The 17,245-nt window shown below is 41.2% G+C and carries 15 protein-coding genes and 3 pseudogenes; 16 read left to right on the top strand and 2 right to left on the bottom strand.

The genetic code is table 11. The annotated features are described in order from the left end of the window. The first annotated feature begins 1 nt into the window (after position 1). The 14 genes and pseudogenes from WKT00_RS09850 to WKT00_RS09785 all read left to right on the top strand — a co-directional run bounded on the left by WKT00_RS09850 (position 2) and on the right by WKT00_RS09785 (position 14,493). Positions 2-1,879, top strand: a complete 1,878-nt coding sequence (locus WKT00_RS09850) for a DUF4838 domain-containing protein (protein ID WP_340263395.1) — start codon at positions 2-4, stop codon at positions 1,877-1,879. 36 nt (positions 1,880-1,915) lie between these two features. Then, on the top strand, positions 1,916-2,806 hold the full coding sequence (locus tag WKT00_RS09845; RefSeq protein ID WP_101695745.1) for a carbohydrate ABC transporter permease: 891 nt from the start codon (positions 1,916-1,918) through the stop codon (positions 2,804-2,806). Further along, positions 2,803-3,606 (top strand): carbohydrate ABC transporter permease, encoded by an 804-nt coding sequence (locus tag WKT00_RS09840; RefSeq protein WP_101695746.1) that lies wholly within the window; start codon positions 2,803-2,805, stop codon positions 3,604-3,606. The genes WKT00_RS09845 and WKT00_RS09840 overlap by 4 nt, the downstream gene beginning before the upstream one ends. A gap of 4 nt (positions 3,607-3,610) precedes the next feature. Beyond that, complete coding sequence (locus tag WKT00_RS09835) at positions 3,611-5,056, top strand: ABC transporter substrate-binding protein (protein ID WP_340263392.1); 1,446 nt, start codon at positions 3,611-3,613, stop codon at positions 5,054-5,056. 492 nt (positions 5,057-5,548) lie between these two features. Next, a complete protein-coding gene (gene ychF / locus WKT00_RS09830) occupies positions 5,549-6,649 on the top strand; it encodes a redox-regulated ATPase YchF (protein ID WP_101695748.1) in 1,101 nt (366 codons plus the stop codon). Positions 6,650-6,664: 15 nt separating this feature from the next. Then, positions 6,665-7,519 (top strand): prolipoprotein diacylglyceryl transferase, encoded by an 855-nt coding sequence (gene lgt / locus WKT00_RS09825; RefSeq protein ID WP_173814739.1) that lies wholly within the window; start codon positions 6,665-6,667, stop codon positions 7,517-7,519. A 158-nt stretch (positions 7,520-7,677) separates the two neighbouring features. Next, positions 7,678-8,463 carry a PD-(D/E)XK nuclease family transposase gene (locus WKT00_RS09820; protein ID WP_340263388.1) on the top strand — a complete coding sequence of 262 codons (786 nt, stop codon included), beginning with the start codon at positions 7,678-7,680 and terminating at the stop codon, positions 8,461-8,463. A gap of 384 nt (positions 8,464-8,847) precedes the next feature. Then, positions 8,848-9,342 (top strand): annotated as a pseudogene (locus tag WKT00_RS09815) (N-acetylmannosamine-6-phosphate 2-epimerase); the annotation flags it as partial. Continuing rightward, positions 9,266-10,420 (top strand): sodium:solute symporter family transporter, encoded by a 1,155-nt coding sequence (locus WKT00_RS09810; RefSeq protein WP_330595931.1) that lies wholly within the window; start codon positions 9,266-9,268, stop codon positions 10,418-10,420. The pseudogene WKT00_RS09815 and the gene WKT00_RS09810, both read left to right, overlap by 77 nt. An 11-nt stretch (positions 10,421-10,431) precedes the next feature. Then, positions 10,432-10,884 carry a YhcH/YjgK/YiaL family protein gene (locus tag WKT00_RS09805; protein WP_173814737.1) on the top strand — a complete coding sequence of 151 codons (453 nt, stop codon included), beginning with the start codon at positions 10,432-10,434 and terminating at the stop codon, positions 10,882-10,884. A gap of 165 nt (positions 10,885-11,049) precedes the next feature. After that, a pseudogene (locus tag WKT00_RS09800) lies at positions 11,050-11,783 on the top strand (ROK family protein). A gap of 33 nt (positions 11,784-11,816) precedes the next feature. Then, positions 11,817-12,289, top strand: a pseudogene (locus WKT00_RS09795) (MurR/RpiR family transcriptional regulator); the annotation flags it as partial. A gap of 104 nt (positions 12,290-12,393) precedes the next feature. Further along, on the top strand, positions 12,394-13,608 hold the full coding sequence (gene nagA / locus WKT00_RS09790; RefSeq protein WP_173814735.1) for an N-acetylglucosamine-6-phosphate deacetylase: 1,215 nt from the start codon (positions 12,394-12,396) through the stop codon (positions 13,606-13,608). Between the two features lie 180 nt (positions 13,609-13,788). Continuing rightward, complete coding sequence (locus tag WKT00_RS09785; protein WP_340263469.1) at positions 13,789-14,493, top strand: DUF5714 domain-containing protein; 705 nt, start codon at positions 13,789-13,791, stop codon at positions 14,491-14,493. 62 nt (positions 14,494-14,555) lie between these two features. Here the strand turns inward: WKT00_RS09785 and WKT00_RS09780 are convergent, their stop codons facing one another. Together WKT00_RS09780 and WKT00_RS09775 are read right to left on the bottom strand one after the other, a co-directional pair. Continuing rightward, on the bottom strand, positions 14,556-14,765 hold the full coding sequence (locus WKT00_RS09780) for a zinc ribbon domain-containing protein (RefSeq protein ID WP_101695753.1): 210 nt from the start codon (positions 14,763-14,765) through the stop codon (positions 14,556-14,558). Positions 14,766-14,799: 34 nt separating this feature from the next. After that, positions 14,800-15,168: a YccF domain-containing protein gene (locus WKT00_RS09775; RefSeq protein WP_101695754.1), complete on the bottom strand. Its 369-nt coding sequence runs from the start codon at positions 15,166-15,168 to the stop codon at positions 14,800-14,802. A 445-nt stretch (positions 15,169-15,613) separates the two neighbouring features. Between WKT00_RS09775 and WKT00_RS09770 the strand changes: the two genes are divergently transcribed. Next, a complete protein-coding gene (locus WKT00_RS09770; RefSeq protein ID WP_101695755.1) occupies positions 15,614-16,582 on the top strand; it encodes a methionine ABC transporter ATP-binding protein in 969 nt (322 codons plus the stop codon). Next, entirely contained in the window at positions 16,575-17,231 is a 657-nt protein-coding gene (locus WKT00_RS09765) for a methionine ABC transporter permease (protein WP_173814733.1), read from the top strand. Before WKT00_RS09770 ends, WKT00_RS09765 begins: the two co-directional genes overlap by 8 nt. Positions 17,232-17,245: the final 14 nt, after the last annotated feature.

Below are 17,245 nucleotides of genomic sequence, written 5' to 3'. Positions count from 1 at the left end.
AATGATTCTGAGAATTGGATATAAGTTAGAAGATATAGATTTTATAAAAGAAGAAGCAAAATACTATTTTGAAAAAGTATTTGATGTTCAAGTAGAAGAATGTGAATGGGAAGCGGCAGATCTTAAGCTTGCCATTGAGAAAAATGACGCTGATTTAGATCAGATTCATATTGAACTGAAACAGGGAAAAGGTATCATTACCTCAAACAGCAAAGTTGGAATTTTGATTGCATTGTATAGATTTTTCTATGAATTTGGAGTAAGATATGTAAGACCTGGAAAAGAGCATGAGGTTTGCCCGTCTCTTACGGAAGTGGATTTCTTTGAGAAAGAAATCCATATCGAAGAGACTGCAAGTTTCAAACACAGAGGCGTATGTATCGAGGGTGCAGACTCTTATGATAATTTGAAAAACTTTATTGACTGGCTTCCGAAGATTGGAATGAACAGCTTCTTTATTCAGTTTGAAAATCCATACTCTTTCTTTAAGAGATGGTATGAGCATGAATTTAACCCATATGCAGAGAAAGAACTATTCAACGCAGAGATTGCACAGGAGATGAGCGACCGCATTGATGAGGAGATGAAGCTTAGAGGAATCGTTCATCACAGAGTTGGTCATGGATGGACAGGAGAAGTTCTGGGATACTCCTCTAAATATGGATGGGAGTCGGGACTGACACTTCCGGAAGAGAAAAAGCCATTGGTAGCAGAGCTGAATGGAAAGCGTGAGCTTTTTGACACTGCACCGATTCTGACCAGTCTGGATTTTGCAAACCCAGAGGTTGGGAACAGAATGGTAGAATTGATTGTTGATTATGCAAAGGCAAGACGTGATGTGGATTATCTTCATGTATGGCTTTCTGATGCGAGAAACAATATCTGTGAATGTGAAGAATGTCAGAAGGATCTTCCGTCTGATCAGTATATCAGAATTTTAAATCAGTTGGATGAAGCCTTGACAAAAGAAGGGCTGAATACCAAGATCTGTTTCCTTCTTTACCATGAGCTGTTATTTGCTCCAAAGAAAGAAACACTGAAAAATCCAGAACGATTCACCATGATGTTCGCACCAATCACGAGAACGTTTGAAATGAGTTATGCAGACGTGGATTACGATGCAATTCCGGAAGCAAAACCATATGTAAGAAATAAAATTGTATTGCCGAACTCATTAGAAGAAAATCTTTCTTACTTGTTCCAGTGGAAAGAAAGATTCCAGGGAGACAGCTTTGTATATGATTATCCATTGGGACGTGCTCATTATGGGGACCTTGGATATATGAAGATCAGTCATGTAATCTATCGAGATGTAAAGTTCCTGAAAAATCTTGGCTTAAATGGATATATCAGCTGTCAGGAGCTTCGCGCAGGATTCCCTCATAATCTGCCGAACTATGTCATGGGACATATGTTATGGAACAATACTTTAAGCTATGAAGATTTGAAGGAAGAGTACTTCAGCGCTATGTACGGTGAAGCATGGAAAGAAGTTGTTGAATATCTGGAGGCGTTATCTCAGTATTCATCTTGTGATTACTTCAATGCAATTGGAGAAAGATTGAATCCGGTGCTGTCTGATCGATATGGCGTGTGCGTGAATTTAAGCCGCGAAAAGCTTTCTTTGATAGAGGAAAATACTGTGAAGACAAGTGGAAACCAGAAGCCGGAGTGGAAGAACCTTGGATATCATAGAGAGTATGTGGAAAAAATGGCAACAGCATTGCGGCTGATCAGCGAAGGAAAGAATGTAGAGGCACAGCGTGCTTGGAGAGTGGTTCTTGACTTTATCCGCAGAAATGAAATGGCATTTCAGCCAAATCTCGATGTGTATCGTGTGATTGAGGTTGCCAAAAATTACGCAGGATTTAAATTGTAACAGTAAATGTAATTTGAAACGGGGAGACATGGAAAAATGAACGATAAAGGCCGTAAAAAGATCATTGTGACATTTATGCTGCCGATGCTGCTCCTGTATGTGGTGTTCCAGTTGTATCCAATCATTTTGAATATTTTCTATTCTCTTTTGAATTGGAATGGGATTACGAAAACTGCAAATTTTATAGGCTTTTCAAATTACAGAGAGGTTTTGACGGATGGATTGTTCTGGAATGCAGTCCGAAACAGTCTGTTGTTTGCAGTGATAGGAACTGTTTTGCAGGTGGCAATCTCGTTTTTCCTTGCATATCTGGTAGAATATAATACCTTTAAACATCGCAAAATAATGCGTTTGATATTCATTATGCCAATTGTAGCTACTTCTGCTACGATTGGCATAATTATGAAGAGCATTTTTAGCTATGACGGATTTGTAAATACCATATTTAGCAGCTTGGCAGGGACAAAAATAGAGTGGCTTACAGAACCTAAATGGGCATTCCTTATGATTCTATTAGTGTCTGTATGGAAAGAAACGGGAACTTTATTTATATATTGGATGGCTGGGTTTCAGATGATACCGCAGACAGTAATTGAGGCATCAAAGGTGGATGGAGCATCGGAAGGTGCTTTTGTGCGTTATGTATTAATTCCGGCAATGAAGCCGATGATTTTTACTGTCGGGTCTATTGCGTTTTTGAATGCAATGAAAGTGTTTGATATTATACAGACTTTGACTGCAGGAGGGCCATATTTTTCGACGGATATGATTTCAACATATATTTATCGAACGGCCTTTTCTAGTTCCTTTGGAGCACCGAGATTAAGCTATGCGAGTGCGGCTGCTGTGATGTGTCTGGTGTTCCTGATTGCGGGCAGTTTGTTGATGAAGCTTTTGATGAAGCGGAAAGCGGGCAGAATGAGATGATAAAAAAGATTGTATTATTTTTGGGTGTTATGATATGGACAGCGCCATTTCTGATCATGCTTTTGATTGCGTTTAGCAGTAAGAATACCAATTCATTTGTGGAGTTGTTGTCGGATAATCCTTTGACCTTTCACAATTTTATAACTGCATGGCAGGAGGCTGAGTTTTCCAGATACTTTATAAATACAGTAATAATAACGGTAGTGTCTGTACTTATTGTATTGATGGTAACAGCGCTGTCCGGTTATATCATGGGATATTTTGATTTTAAGGGAAAGAAGTTAATATCAGCGGTTATGATGATTTCCATGGGGATTCCAACTATTTTCTTTACCATTCCTGTTTATCAGATTTTGAGAATGTTAAACTGTGACACTTCTTTGATTGGAATGATATTGGCGGAAGTAGGAGGAGGGCATGTGATCTTTATTTTACTGTTTTCCCGTTTCTTCTTCTCGATTCCGGGAGCTCTTAGGGAGTCGGCGCTCTTGGATGGGGCAAATGAGTTTGAGGTGTTCTTTAAAATTATGTTTCCATTAGCTACCCCGATGATTGGAACGGTGGTTATTACGCAGTCAATTTGGACATGGAACTCCTTTTTGTATCCGTTGATTCTATCTGTGAATAAGCCGGAGATTCGAACGTTGTCGGTAGGGCTTTATTCTTTTCAGGGAGAAAATGTAGTAGAATGGGGAAATATTGCGGCGGGAGCATGCATTACGATTCTTCCGATGCTTGTGTTGTTTGTGATGTTCCAGAGATCTTTTATCCAGGGCATCTCAGGAGCTGTAAAGGAGTAGAATGATGAAAAAAAGATTATTGGCATTGGTTTTTGCCGGATCATTTGCTCTTACCGGGTGTGTTGGAGTCAAAGTAGTACCATCGGGGACGGAAGGGGCATCTTCAGGCAAAAATCTGGAAAAAATACAGACTCCGGATACAGAAAAGGTTGTACTTAATATTGTGGACTGGAGTGACAGTACCAAAAAACAAAGAGAGAAGTTGAATGAAAAATTTATGGAGGATCATCCAAACGTAACGGTGAATTACACGACGCTTACGCAGGCGCAGTTTAATGAGACGATGTTGTCGGGAATTCGATCGGGAGAGGCGCCGGATTTATTTCCGCTTCCATCAACGACAACCTTTTCGACTGCTGTAAATGAAGGGTGGTTTCTCCCAATGGATCTATATTTAGAACAGGATTTTTTTGATCAGTTTCAGCCGGAAATGTTGGGAGAAAATGTGACGGTAAAAGATGGTCATGTGTATCTGCTTCCGGAAGCAGTTGAGATATCCAGCTGTCTTGTGTTCTATAATAAAAAGCTTTTGAGGGGAGTTGGCGTATCAGAGATACCAGAGCAGATGGAGTGGGATGAGTTCCAGGATATCTGCAGGAAGGTAACCAAAAGCGGCGCTGGTAAGTATTACGGAATGGTTGCCAGTGGAGCGCAGAAGAACAGAATGGATATTGAACTTCGGGCGTTTGCTGAAACAGCGGGAGCCAGACTTGGACCAGCGGGACAATTGTTCCTGGAAAATGAAGAAGTGCCATTTGCAAGCCAGCCGGTGCTAGAAGCGTTCAATCTATATTCTTCACTTTATAAGGAAGGGTGTTTCCATCCGGATACGGCATCTTTAACGGCGCCGGAGGCAAGAAAATTATTCGGAGAAGAGAAAGCTGCATTTATTGTTCAGGGTTCCTGGTGTATTCCAATTTGGGAAAAAGAAAATCCGGATTTGGAATTTGGAGTGATGAAGGTCCCGGTTCCCGCAGGGGAGGAGAAAGGGCAAGTGGTTCGTCCGTTTACCAGAGGATGGATGGGGATTTCTTCAAGTAGTAAGCATCCGGATGTGGCTGCGGAATATTTGAGATATCTTTACTCCTATGAATACCAGCATGAGTTAATGGCGAGAGGTGGGTTTATTTCAATTCGAAAGGATCTAGGAGAGAATGATATTTTAAATGATACTATGAAAGATTATTATCGTTATGTCAATGAACAGAGCATTTTGATTGAAAATCCAATAGAAAAAAATGGAAATATTGAATTGGTTTATAGTATCATTCAACCGGTTCAGCCTGATTTTGGCGATATTGCATCTTCTATTTTTCTTGGAAAAGACATTTATAAGGAACAGTTGAAAACATACTCAGAACAGACCCAGAAAAATTTAGAGCGTTCAGTTGAAACGGTTCAGAAAAAGGCTAATATCAACTTGCGTGAATTTGAGTATGTGGGAAATTAGAATAACATATAAAAGATAATAATGGTAGAGTAGAAAGAGAAACGTATTTCTGTATGTTTCTCTTTTTGTTTAGGAAGAAAACTTTGTTGCATACTAAAAATTATAAATGTGTAAGAAGAAATTTACTCGCATTTAATATATTATGCATGGACACTTAATGAAAAGAAGATATATGCGTAAAAAGACCTCTTAGAAAAGTGAAGAGGTCTTTTACTATCAATGAATTGGAACTGTCAAATTGACATTTTTGATTGGGGGGAATCATTCCAAAATTTCATTATTCAGTTGTCACCCAGGTAAGGGAGTCAACAAAAGCGAGCCTAAATATTTGCTTGATAAGATTGAAAAAGCATAGTCCATGTGCTATACTTTATACTTGCATTAAACTTTGAAATGTCTACGTAGTAAGTATATAAAAAACGACGTAGGAGAACTATAAAGAAAGGCAAAAACCCGTATAAATCAAGGGTTTTCGGACAGGTAAAGATAAAAATGAAACTAGGTATCGTTGGACTTCCCAATGTTGGAAAAAGTACATTGTTTAATTCTCTGACAAAGGCAGGTGCAGAATCTGCAAACTACCCATTTTGTACCATCGACCCGAATGTGGGTGTGGTAACAGTACCGGATGAGAGATTAAACGTACTTGGAGAGATGTATCATACTAAGAAAATTATTCCGGCAGCTATTGAATTTGTTGATATTGCAGGATTGGTAAAAGGAGCTTCTAAGGGAGAGGGACTTGGAAACCAGTTCCTTGCCAATATCAGAGAAGTGGATGCCATTGTCCATGTAGTAAGATGCTTTGAGGACAGCAATATTGTTCATGTAGATGGAAATATTAATCCTCTGCGTGACATTGAGACGATCAATTTGGAGTTGATCTTCTCTGATCTGGAGATTCTGGAGAGAAGAATTGCAAAAACGACCAAAGTGGCAAGAAACGATAAGACGGCGGCGAAGGAGTTAAAGCTTTTAGAAAAGATCAAAGCTCATCTGGAAGACAACCGTTTGGCAAAGACCTTTGACGGTGCCGAAGATGAGGAAGAGGAAGAGTGGCTGGCAGGTTATAATCTTCTTACTTATAAGCCGGTGATCTATGCGGCAAATGTAGCGGAAGATGATCTGGCAGACGACGGTGCGGAAAATGAAGGAGTGCAGGCAGTTCGTGAGTATGCGGCCAAGGAAGAAAGTGAAGTATTCGTCGTATGCGCGCAGATTGAGCAGGAGATTGCAGAGCTTGATGATGATGAGAAAAAAATGTTCCTGGAGGATCTAGGGCTTCAGGAATCCGGCCTGGAAAAACTGATCAGAGCAAGCTATCGTCTGCTGGGATTGATCAGTTACTTGACGGCAGGTGAGCCGGAGGTACGTGCATGGACGATTACGGAAGGTACGAAGGCTCCACAGGCGGCAGGAAAGATCCATTCTGATTTTGAACGTGGATTTATCCGTGCAGAAGTGGTATCCTACGATGATTTGATTGCGTGCGGAAGCCATAATGCAGCGAAAGAGAGGGGGCTGATTCGCCTGGAAGGAAAAGAGTATGTAGTAAAAGACGGGGATATTATGTTGTTCCGATTTAATGTATAGAATGGAGACTTGAGTATGCACAGAACAATTGATTTTCCCAATATTGGAATACACTTAGAATCAGTAGGAGATCATATTACAGTATTTGGATTTGATATCGCGTATTATGGAATGTTGATCGGATTAGGAATTCTGGCAGGAATTTTTATTGCGGCAGCAGAAGCGAAGCGGACAAAGCAGAAGGCGGAAGATTATTATGATTTAACCATTTATGCGGTTATCTTTTCGATTATTGGAGCGAGGCTATATTATGTGATCTTTTCCTGGAATATGTATAAAGATGACCTTCTTAGTATTTTTAATATCCGACAGGGAGGACTTGCAATTTACGGTGGCGTAATTGCAGCGATTATTACAGTATGTATTTTTGCAAAAAAACGAAAGATGTCGGCGCCTCTTATTATGGATACTGCCGGACTTGGACTGGTTGCCGGGCAGATGATCGGAAGGTGGGGAAATTTCTTTAACAGAGAAGCATTTGGAGAATATACAGATGGCCTTTTGGCAATGAGGCTTCCTTTAGATGCAGTGCGTTCATCAGATGTGACGGAACTGATGCGCAAGCATATGGAGACGGTGGATGGAGTATCTTATATTCAGGTACATCCGACATTTCTATACGAATCCTTGTGGTGCCTGATGGTATTGGTTGTGATGCTCGTATATCGGAAATATAAGAAATTTGATGGAGAAGTTTTTCTGTTGTATTTGTTTGGATACGGGGCAGGACGTTTCTGGATTGAAGGGCTTCGCACAGATCAGCTTTTGATTCCGGGATGGGGATTTCCGGTGTCTCAGGCGCTGGCTGGCGTGCTGGTTATCGGATCCTTGTTATTGATATTTTATAATCGAAGAAAAAAGAAAAGTTAGGTTTAAAAGGATGTGTTTCGGCACATCCTTTTTATATAAAAGTTTTTCTGAATTTGATGTATTTATTAAATATTACTTAATTTCTAGCTGCTCATAGTTTTTTGGTAAAATTCATGATACAATTTTCTTATAGAATTCCTCTGTAGAAATGGAGGAAAATGAGCAGACAAAAGAGGTTACAGGACTTAACGATCAAAGATAATTTTATGTTTGGCGCAGTTATGAGTATTGAGGAGAACTGTATTGCTTTTCTGGAGATGGTTCTCGGCTTCCCGATTGAGAAGGTTGTGGTTAGTAAAGAGAGAAGTATGATTTATCATCCGGAGTATAAAGGTGTATGGCTCGATATTTATGCCAAGGATGAAAAGCATACACATTATAATGTGGAGATGCAGACAAGACGTCAGGCAGATCTTGGAAAAAGAAGCAGATATTATCACAGTCAGATTGACATGGAGTGTCAAGAGGACACATGTGCAAAGCTTCGCGATGGAAATAAGACAATTTTTCTAAGTACCAGAGGAAAGAATAAAGAACAGATGCCACGGAGTCTAGTTAAGTTTTTGAAGTTTGTGGAGGCTGATCTTGTGGAAAGTGAACAGGATTTTGGAGATGAGTTGGTAAAGCAGTTTCAGGATTCGATTCGTGAGATTAAGGCAAGTCGCGAAATGGGGGAACGATATATGTTGTTTGAAGAATTGCTGAAAGAAGAAAGGCAGGAGGGACTTGCGCAGGGACGTCAGGAAAATGCAAGGGAGTACATCTTAGAATTTCTTGCAGATAAAGGTGAAGTATCCGGAGAATTAAAGGAAGCGCTTTGTAAGCTGAACAGTGAGGAAGAATTAAAGCGTTTATTCAAACTGGCAATAAAGGCGGAATCTACAGAGGCTTTTCAAAAGATCGTAGAAGAGACAGTGAACAAGCTTAGAAGTAAAGAGAATTGAAAAGAGTTAAAATTATTTATATCATTTCGACAATATTCAAAAGTGTCAATTTTATTCATAGGTCAGGCGCAGGGTACAATGCCTGACTGTAATTATATTTTATTAAAAATATCAGACCATATCGGTAATTTATCCAGTTTTATTTATTGGTGTAATTTAACAGAGGAATTCTATTGCGTATTTAAAATTAGTCTTGGCAAGGCGTTTGCCGGAAAGAAGTAACTGTGCCTTGTGTAGGTTTACCAAAAAAGTAACTGTATTTTTGGTGTTTTCGGAGATGGAACATCCCAAAATATGAAAGAACTTTCAAAAAAGGGGAAGACTATTAAAAATAGAAACGAAAAGAAGATACTGTATGCCGGAAAGATCAAGGAGGAATGGGGAATGAACGAGAGAATAGAAGGACTACAGGGGAAATTGATTGTGTCATGTCAGGCGCTTTCAAACGAACCTCTTCACTCTTCTTTTATTATGGGAAGAATGGCGCTCGCTGCGAACGAAGGAGGAGCTGTCGAAATTCGTGCAAATACCAGGGAAGACATTAAGGAAATTCAGGCACAGGTAGATTTGCCGATCATTGGAATTGTGAAACGCGATTATGAAGACAGTAAAGTCTATATCACACCGACCATGAAAGAAATCGAGGAATTGATGGAAGTAAGACCGGAAATCCTTGCGCTAGATGCAACTGGAGCGCTGCGTCCGGGAAATGTGACGTTGGATGATTTCTTCCATCGGATCAAAGAGAAGTATCCGGATCAGCTTCTGATGGCAGATTGCTCAACCGTAGAAGAAGCGCTTCATGCAGATGAACTTGGATTTGATTTTATCGGAACTACGATGGTGGGTTATACAGAGCAGAGTAAGGGCGATAGGATGTATGGTACTTGGAAGTCTGACAGGAATCAGCGTAAATGTTCTGATTATCGTGATGGGGGTAATTGCAATTATTTACTCTTATACAGGCGGATTAAAATCCGTACTTTGGACAGACTTTATTCAGGGATCGGTACTTTTGGTTGGAGTTACGTTTGCATTGGTATTTCTCCTGGTACACATTGATGGCGGACTTGGAGCAATCTTTACAGCATTTACCGAAGAACATAAATTCTTTGCTGTGGATCAGCCGATCTTCGATATCAATATTTTAAAAGACAGTGTATTTATTATGATCGTAGGAGCAGGTTTCAATACGATGGGATCTTACGTATCCAGTCGGGATATTGTACAGAGATTTACAACGACAACAGATAGAAAGAAATTAAATAAAATGATGCTTACAAATGGCGCACTGTCTATCTTCATTGCAACGGTGTTCTATTTGATCGGCACAGGACTTTATGTATTCTATCAGCAGAATACACTTCCACCGGCAGCAGCGCAGGATCAGATCTTCGCATCTTACATTGCATTTGGGCTTCCGGTAGGTATTACAGGTCTTCTTTTGGCAGCGATCTATGCGGCGTCTCAGTCTACATTGTCAACAGGGTTAAACTCTGTGGCGGCAAGCTGGACTTTGGATATTCAGGCTCGTCTGTCGAAGAAGGAATTAAGCTTTGAGAAGCAGACGAAGATCGGTCAGTATGTATCTTTGGTCGTAGGAATTTTCTCTATCGTTGTTGCGATAGTATTGGCAAACGGTGGTGTGAAATCAGCATACGAGTGGTTCAATGGATTTATGGGATTAGTACTTGGAATTCTGATCGGAACATTTATCCTTGGAGCATTTACGAAGGTGGCAAATACATTCGGAGCAACACTTGCATTTATTGCAGCATCTGCAGTGATGATTGGTATTAAATATTTTACACCAGCAGGAGCAGTGTCTATCTGGTCTTACTCTTTGATCTCTATTTTGGTTTCACTTGTAGTTGGAATTCCGGCAAGCTTGATCTGGAGAAAGGTAAAAGGAGATACTTCCGTGCCGGCTCCATTTACAACCGTATATAAGAATTAAGGAGGCCGATTATGATTTTCGGAAATATTCAAAACCTTGAAGAATATCCATTTCTGGAAGAACAGATCAAAGAATGTTTTGCCTATGCAAACGAGCATGATCTTGCATCCTATGAAAAAGGAAGTCACGAGATTGACGGTGACCGTTTGTTTGTAAATGTAGTGGAATATACGACAACAACTGCCAGCGAGCGTTTCTGGGAAGCGCACAGACAATATTTGGATCTTCATTTGATGCTTCATGGAACCGAGCAGATTGATCTGAACTTTATAGAGAATATGGATTTGAAAGAGTTCGTAGAAAAAGACGATTTTCTTCCGATGGATGGAGAAAAGAATAGTTCGGTAACACTTCGGGATGGAGATTTCTTGATTTGTTATCCAAGTGATGGACATCGTACCGCTGTAGCGGTGGATGAGCCGGAGACAATCAAAAAAGCAATCTTTAAGATTCGTATGAAATAGCAGGCGGTGAGGCAAGACGGAAGGAGTTCCGCCTTGCCTCTTTGGGTTATGAGAAGTGTCGCTTTTTCGCGTTGCGGGAAGGCGATTGCGGAAAATATTTCAATATATTATAATGGGGAATAGACAAGATGATTCCTCGACATGCTTAGAGGAGGCAAATGAAGAATGGAGAAAAAATATATTAGCATCGATATTGGAGGAACGGCGATCAAGTATGGCATTCTCACAGAAGAGGGTACCATTCTTGAGCGGTATGAGATGGCGACGGAAGCTTATAAGGGCGGACCTTCGATTTTGGAAAAGGCGGTTGGGATCGTAGAAGATTTCCTTCGGGCAAAAGAAGATCTTAGTGAGGAGCTTCTTGGAATCTGCATTTCTACTGCGGGAATGGTAGACACAGAAAAAGGCGAGATCTTCTATTCGGCGCCGCTGATTCCAAACTATATTGGAACTCAGTTTAAAGCTGTTATGGAAACGCGTTTCCACGTTCCGTGTGAAGTGGAAAATGATGTGAATTGCGCAGGGCTTGCAGAGCATATGTCCGGCGCGTCAAAGGGAAGTAAGAGTGCATTGATGTTGACTATCGGAACAGGAATCGGCGGAAGCATGGTGATTGGCGGCGAGGTGTATCACGGATGTTCCGGGAGCGCCTGTGAAGTGGGCTATATGCATATGGAAGGAAGCGATTTCCAGACCCTTGGGGCAGCGAGTATTCTGACACGGAAGGTGGCGGAGTGATAGCGCAGGAAGAGTATCTGAGAGATCGGATAGAAGCTGCACTTGGGAAATATTTGGTTCCGAGTATTGCAAAGCACACAAAGCTTGCGTTTGCAAAGCATAGGAATGATGCGGGAGTGTTGGGGGCATATTACCATTTCCGGAATATGCAGAAGAAATAGCGGCGACAGAAGAATGCAGGAAAGGTGAGGCGCGTGGAGTATTATGTAAAGTCGGTTGTATCGATTGTTAAATCGAATTATAATAATTTTAAATGATAGAAAAATATTGATGATTTTTTTATTTATAACCATGAGAAAACGGACTTTTCTGCAAAAGCGGTGACGGCGAAATTGTTTGTATCAGAGGCTTCACTTTCCAGATTTGCTGGGCAAGACTTATAGAGTAGTGGATGAAGGGGAGAGTGCAAGGATTTGGAAATACTTAAATCGGGCAGGGTGTGTGTTTGTGTGTGGGGCAAGGAAGCTTTTGTCTTGTTGCCGGTGAGATGGAGTTTCGGTTTATGCGTATCGGTGTGGACAGTGATTCGCTTCAGGATAGTGACCGGCTGAGGATGCAGGCCGTATTTCAGGACAAGCGGTGTCTGGTATTTAGAATCAGTATCAGTGGTGAGACGGAAGGTGTGCGGTATTTCTTGAGGGAAGCACACAAACGAGGTGCAAAGACGAGTTGCCGTGGAATATTTGAGTAGGCATCAGATGAACAAAAAATGAGTATGAATATGCAGTATAAAAATACGCGGTATGAAAATAAGTGTGGGAGGTAAAAACAATGATTATTAGAAATGTGAAGGTGTATACGCAAGAACAGAAATTTGCAGACGGAGAGATTGTAATCCGAGACGGCGTATTTGGGGACAGCCAGGTGGTATCGGGAGTGGCAGCAGTTCCGCAGGATGGAGAAGAAATCATGGACGGAGAAGGCTGTTATGCCATTCCGGGCTTGATTGATCTTCATTTTCACGGATGCATGGGATATGATTTTTGTGATGGAACCAAAGAAGCGATCGAAGAAATTGCCAAATATGAAGCCTCTATCGGTGTGACGGCAATTGCGCCGGCAACCATGACACTTCCGGTGGAGGAACTGGAACGCATATTGGAGACGGCGGCTGAATACAAAGAAGAGGCAGAAAAACGTGCAAAAGAGGGAAGTTCTAAAGAAGCAGATCTTATAGGAGTAAATATGGAAGGGCCATTTATCAGTGTGGAGAAGAAAGGGGCACAGGATGAAAGAAATATCATTACCTGTAATGAAGAAGTGTGCCAGAGATTTCTTGACGCCTCCAAAGGTCTAGTCAAATACGTGGGTATTGCTCCGGAGCGAAATGAAGATGCGGTATCATTTATCCGTGCGATGAGGGATAAGGTGAATATTTCGCTGGCACATACGAATGCAGGATATGATGCGGCAATGGAGGCATTTAACGCCGGAGCCAATCATGCGGTGCACTTATATAATGCCATGCCGGCATTTACACATCGTGCACCGGGAGTGGTAGGTGCGGTGTGCGACAGTGAGCATGTAGATGTAGAACTGATCTGCGATGGTGTTCACATCCATCCGTCTATGGTTCGTGCAACTTTCAAAATGATGGGTGCAGACCGTATGATTCTAATCAGTGACAGTATGCGTGCGACAGGAATGCCGGACGGACAGTATACACTGGGTGGCCTCGATGTAAATGTAGTCGGAAATCGTGCAACATTGGTATCTAACGGGGCACTTGCAGGATCTGCCACCAATCTGATGGATTGCGTGCGTGTGGCGGTAAAAGAAATGGGGATTCCACTGGAAACGGCAGTGGCGTGTGCAACGGTAAATCCGGCCAAGAGCCTGGGCGAGTATGATCAGTATGGCTCAATTGCTAAGGGCAAAAAGGGGAATGTGGTGTTGCTTGACCAGGAGTTGGAGGTAAAGGCTGTGGTGAAGGATGGAACCTTGTTGGGGACGTGTTCAAATGAAAAAAACTCCGTCCCGAATTAAAATTCCCCTGTCCCGGAAATGATGATTTAAGAGAAAAAATACAGTTATTCAATAAAAAAGGTGGATAACTGTATTTTTCATAGGGATACATATGGGGATAGTAGGTGGATATATGCGTGGATGGATGTGGATATTTACGAAAAAGATTAGAAGAAAATAGAAAGGGATGTGAGTATGAAAATGAAAAGGCAAGAAGGTGCATGTTTAATTTGTGGAAAACCACTTGTATATTATGAAACGGGAAGAGAAATGGAGTGTTCCATTTGTCATAAGTCGGTGGAAAGTTATGCCAGTTGTGAAGATGGGCACTATGTTTGTGATGAGTGTCATGCTAAAAAGGGGATAGAGGTGATTATGGAAGGCTGTTTGAAGAGCCAGTCGAAAAATCCGATACAGATTATGCAGGAATTGATGGAGGATCCCTATATCTATATGCATGGTCCGGAACACCATATTATGGTTGGAGCGGTTCTTATTGCTGCGTATGACAATTGTGGAGGAAAAATTGACAGAGAGCAGGCTTTGCGGGAAATGAAGAAGAGAGGAAGCACTTATCCAGGGGGCTCTTGTGGATTGTGGGGAGCTTGTGGTGCGGCGGTTAGTACAGGCATGTTTATAAGTATTATTACGAAAGCAACACCGCTTACTGGGAATTCCTGGGGAATGGCAAATGAGATGACTTCCCGTTCTCTTGCGGAAATTGCAAGACTCAGTGGACCAAGATGCTGCAAGCGGAATTCTTTTACTGCTGTAAAAACAGCGGTGGAATATGTTGGGGAAAAGTTGGGGATAATAATGGAACTGCCTGGGGAAATTAAGTGCGAGTTCAGTTTGGAAAATAAACAGTGCAAGAAAAAAGCCTGTCCCTATTACAGAAATGTGTAAAAGGGACAGGGGGAATTTCATTGGGGACGGAGTTTTTTTCATTTGAACACGTCCCCGATTTGTTAGCCCATCAGAAAATCAAGGATATCCCAGCCCTCGGAAGTGGCGCATTTATATAATTCGGTGTATCCGCATCGAGAGCAGGAAATGGTCGTGAATTTTTTGTTTTGTACATCGAAGACTCTTGCAAAGTTTCCGCCGGTTGCCTGAAATTGATCGCTTTCATAATGAGTGTTTCCGCATTTTGGACATACATATTGTTGTTTTTCCATAGTAAATTCTCCTTTTTTAGATGAAATGATAGGGTTAAAAAGTGGTGTATACATTGGAACCAAATGGCATCAATGCCAAACGGGCCAGCTTGAAATGCTGCAGGCCAAATGGGATTCCAATGATAGTAATACACAGCAAGGTTCCGATTAGTGCAGATTCAACGGCCAGCCAAAAACCAGAGACTAAAAGCCAGATCACATTCAGTAGGAAAGATCCGGCGCCACCGCTGTAAGCAATGTCTTTGCCAAATGGGAAAAAGCTTAAAGCGGCAAATTTAAAGCACTGCTTTCCGACCGGAATGCCAATGATGGTAATGCACCAAAGACAGCCTGTAAGCACCCAGCTTAATCCGCTGATACATCCTCCGCATACAAACCATAATAGGTTGCCGAGGCATCCCATAGAATCAACTCCTTTCCAAAAATGAATTGCAAAAGTAAGGTGTATGCCGGACACGAAGTTGTGTCAGGCTTTTTTTGTGACCAAGATGAAAGGGAAAGAAAAAAGACTTTTACCATGACATCTCTGTCACGATAAAAGTCTTGCACATCTCATTTAATACGGATACTTTTTGGTATCGGGTGACGATTTTAAATCCACCGTTCGGTGTTCGGCTACTCCCTTTTATCTGCTTATCGAAAGCATACTACGGAGAGTTGAATTTGTCAATAAATTTTTGCGAAGAACAAAAATGTTTTTGAGTCTTCTTTTTATAGGAAAAAGTGAAAAATATGATGCGTAGAAAATAATAGATTTTATAAATAAAAGAGAACGATTATAAAAAATAGTGATTGGACAGGGGACTATATGTCTGATAAGTTATAGACATTGGTGTGAAGGAGTGCATATGATTAAGGTTAAGAATTTAGATAAGAGTTTTGGAGAATTGCACGTTTTGAAAAATGTGTCTTTAGAGGTTCAAAAAGGGGAGATTTTCGGCTTGATCGGAAAGAGTGGAGAAGGGAAATCAACATTACTTCGTTGTATTAACCTTTTAGAAAAACGGGATGGTGGGACCATTACTTTAAATGGACAGGCTGCTGATTTCAAAAGATCACGAGAGGTTCGGGAGTACCGAAAAGGAATTGGAATGATTTTTCAGCATTTTTCACTGCTGGAAAGGCAGAATGTTTATAAAAATATTGCAGCTCCGATGGAGTGTTGGGGGTATTCCAAGCAAGAAATAGATGAAAAAGTACGAGAATTGGTTAAAATTGTTGGAATTGAAGATAAGTTATATGAAAAACCAAGAAATTTAAGTGGCGGACAGCGTCAAAGGGTTGCCATTGCACGTGCATTATCCATGGATCCTCAGGTTTTGTTGAGTGATGAAGCTACATCGGCTCTGGATCCACAGACAACGCAGTCGATTTTGCAGCTGTTAAGAGATATTAATGAGAGACTTGGAATTACTATTCTATTGGTTACCCATGAAATGGAAGTGATCCGTTCGATTTGTCATCGTGTAGCGATTATGGAGCACGGGGAAGTGGCGGATTGTGGCAAAGTATCAGAAATTTTCTTAAATCAGCCGGGGTCATTAAAACGGCTGTTGGGAGAGACGGCAGAGGTACTGCCTGAAGAGGGGGTAAATATCCGCATGGTATTTAAGGAGACGGAAGAAAACCGCTCATTGATTCCGGATATTACGTGTGCAACTTCTGTGCGTTTTTCTGTTATTTATTCACGGTTGGAAAAATTTAGAGATGAGGTCATTTGTACCACTATGCTGAATGTACAAGAGGAAGATCTTGCAAAAGTAACGGCATATTTGGATACTTTGAATATCAGGTGGGAGGTGGCGTTACATGAATGATCCGGCACTTGTGATAAAGTCGGTTATGATGCCGGCTTTAGTAGAAAGTTTGTATATGACTTTTTGGGGAACAGTCTTTTCATGTATCCTTGGTTTTGGGCTGGCGGTGATCCTTGTTGTTACGGCGGAAGATGGACTCTCGCCGCATAAATGGGTGTATCGCTTGTTGAATGTTTTGGTGAATACCCTTCGGTCTTTCCCATTCATTATTCTGGCAGTAACGATTATTCCGATTACCAGAGCGGTTATGGGGACGTCAATTGGAACGAATGCGGCATTATTTCCGTTGGTGATTGTAGCATGTCCATTTGTTGCCCGTGTTTTTGAAGGGAATTTGAAAGCTGTTACTCCGGGGATGATTGAGGCGGCGAAGGCATTTGGTGCTTCGAATATGCAGATTATATTTAAAATCATGTTAAAAGAGGCAATTCCGGCTATGTGTATCAGCGTGACATTAGTAGTTATTTCGATTTTGGGAAGTTCCTCTATGGCCGGAGCGCTTGGTGCCGGAGGACTGGGAAACGTGGCGCTTATTTATGGTTATCAGAGTTTTAATGATCTTATTATGTACGGAACAGTGTTTATATTGGTCGTTTTGGTACAGACAATTCAGTCAATTGGAAATTTGCTTTACAACAAATTAAAGTAGTTGTGAGGTAAAAA

Source organism: Dorea sp. ICN-14282 (genome assembly GCF_037890115.1).
GTDB lineage: Bacteria > Bacillota > Clostridia > Lachnospirales > Lachnospiraceae > Dorea_B > Dorea_B phocaeensis.
The sequence above is the reverse complement of the archived record's forward strand: the minus strand, read 5'-3'. Positions and strand labels throughout refer to the sequence as shown.

Coding starts and splice junctions, on each gene's coding strand:
- WKT00_RS09835 (WP_340263392.1), top strand. CDS start 3,611: ATGAAAAAAAGATTATTGGCATTGGTTTTTGCCGGATCATTTGCTCTT.
- lgt (WP_173814739.1), top strand. CDS start 6,665: ATGCACAGAACAATTGATTTTCCCAATATTGGAATACACTTAGAATCA.
- WKT00_RS09845 (WP_101695745.1), top strand. CDS start 1,916: ATGAACGATAAAGGCCGTAAAAAGATCATTGTGACATTTATGCTGCCG.
- WKT00_RS09850 (WP_340263395.1), top strand. CDS start 2: ATGATTCTGAGAATTGGATATAAGTTAGAAGATATAGATTTTATAAAA.
- WKT00_RS09785 (WP_340263469.1), top strand. CDS start 13,789: ATGAAAAGGCAAGAAGGTGCATGTTTAATTTGTGGAAAACCACTTGTA.
- WKT00_RS09820 (WP_340263388.1), top strand. CDS start 7,678: ATGAGCAGACAAAAGAGGTTACAGGACTTAACGATCAAAGATAATTTT.
- WKT00_RS09840 (WP_101695746.1), top strand. CDS start 2,803: ATGATAAAAAAGATTGTATTATTTTTGGGTGTTATGATATGGACAGCG.
- WKT00_RS09770 (WP_101695755.1), top strand. CDS start 15,614: ATGATTAAGGTTAAGAATTTAGATAAGAGTTTTGGAGAATTGCACGTT.
- nagA (WP_173814735.1), top strand. CDS start 12,394: ATGATTATTAGAAATGTGAAGGTGTATACGCAAGAACAGAAATTTGCA.
- WKT00_RS09780 (WP_101695753.1), bottom strand. CDS start 14,765: ATGGAAAAACAACAATATGTATGTCCAAAATGCGGAAACACTCATTAT.
- ychF (WP_101695748.1), top strand. CDS start 5,549: ATGAAACTAGGTATCGTTGGACTTCCCAATGTTGGAAAAAGTACATTG.
- WKT00_RS09765 (WP_173814733.1), top strand. CDS start 16,575: ATGAATGATCCGGCACTTGTGATAAAGTCGGTTATGATGCCGGCTTTA.
- WKT00_RS09775 (WP_101695754.1), bottom strand. CDS start 15,168: ATGGGATGCCTCGGCAACCTATTATGGTTTGTATGCGGAGGATGTATC.
- WKT00_RS09810 (WP_330595931.1), top strand. CDS start 9,266: ATGCAGATGAACTTGGATTTGATTTTATCGGAACTACGATGGTGGGTT.
- WKT00_RS09805 (WP_173814737.1), top strand. CDS start 10,432: ATGATTTTCGGAAATATTCAAAACCTTGAAGAATATCCATTTCTGGAA.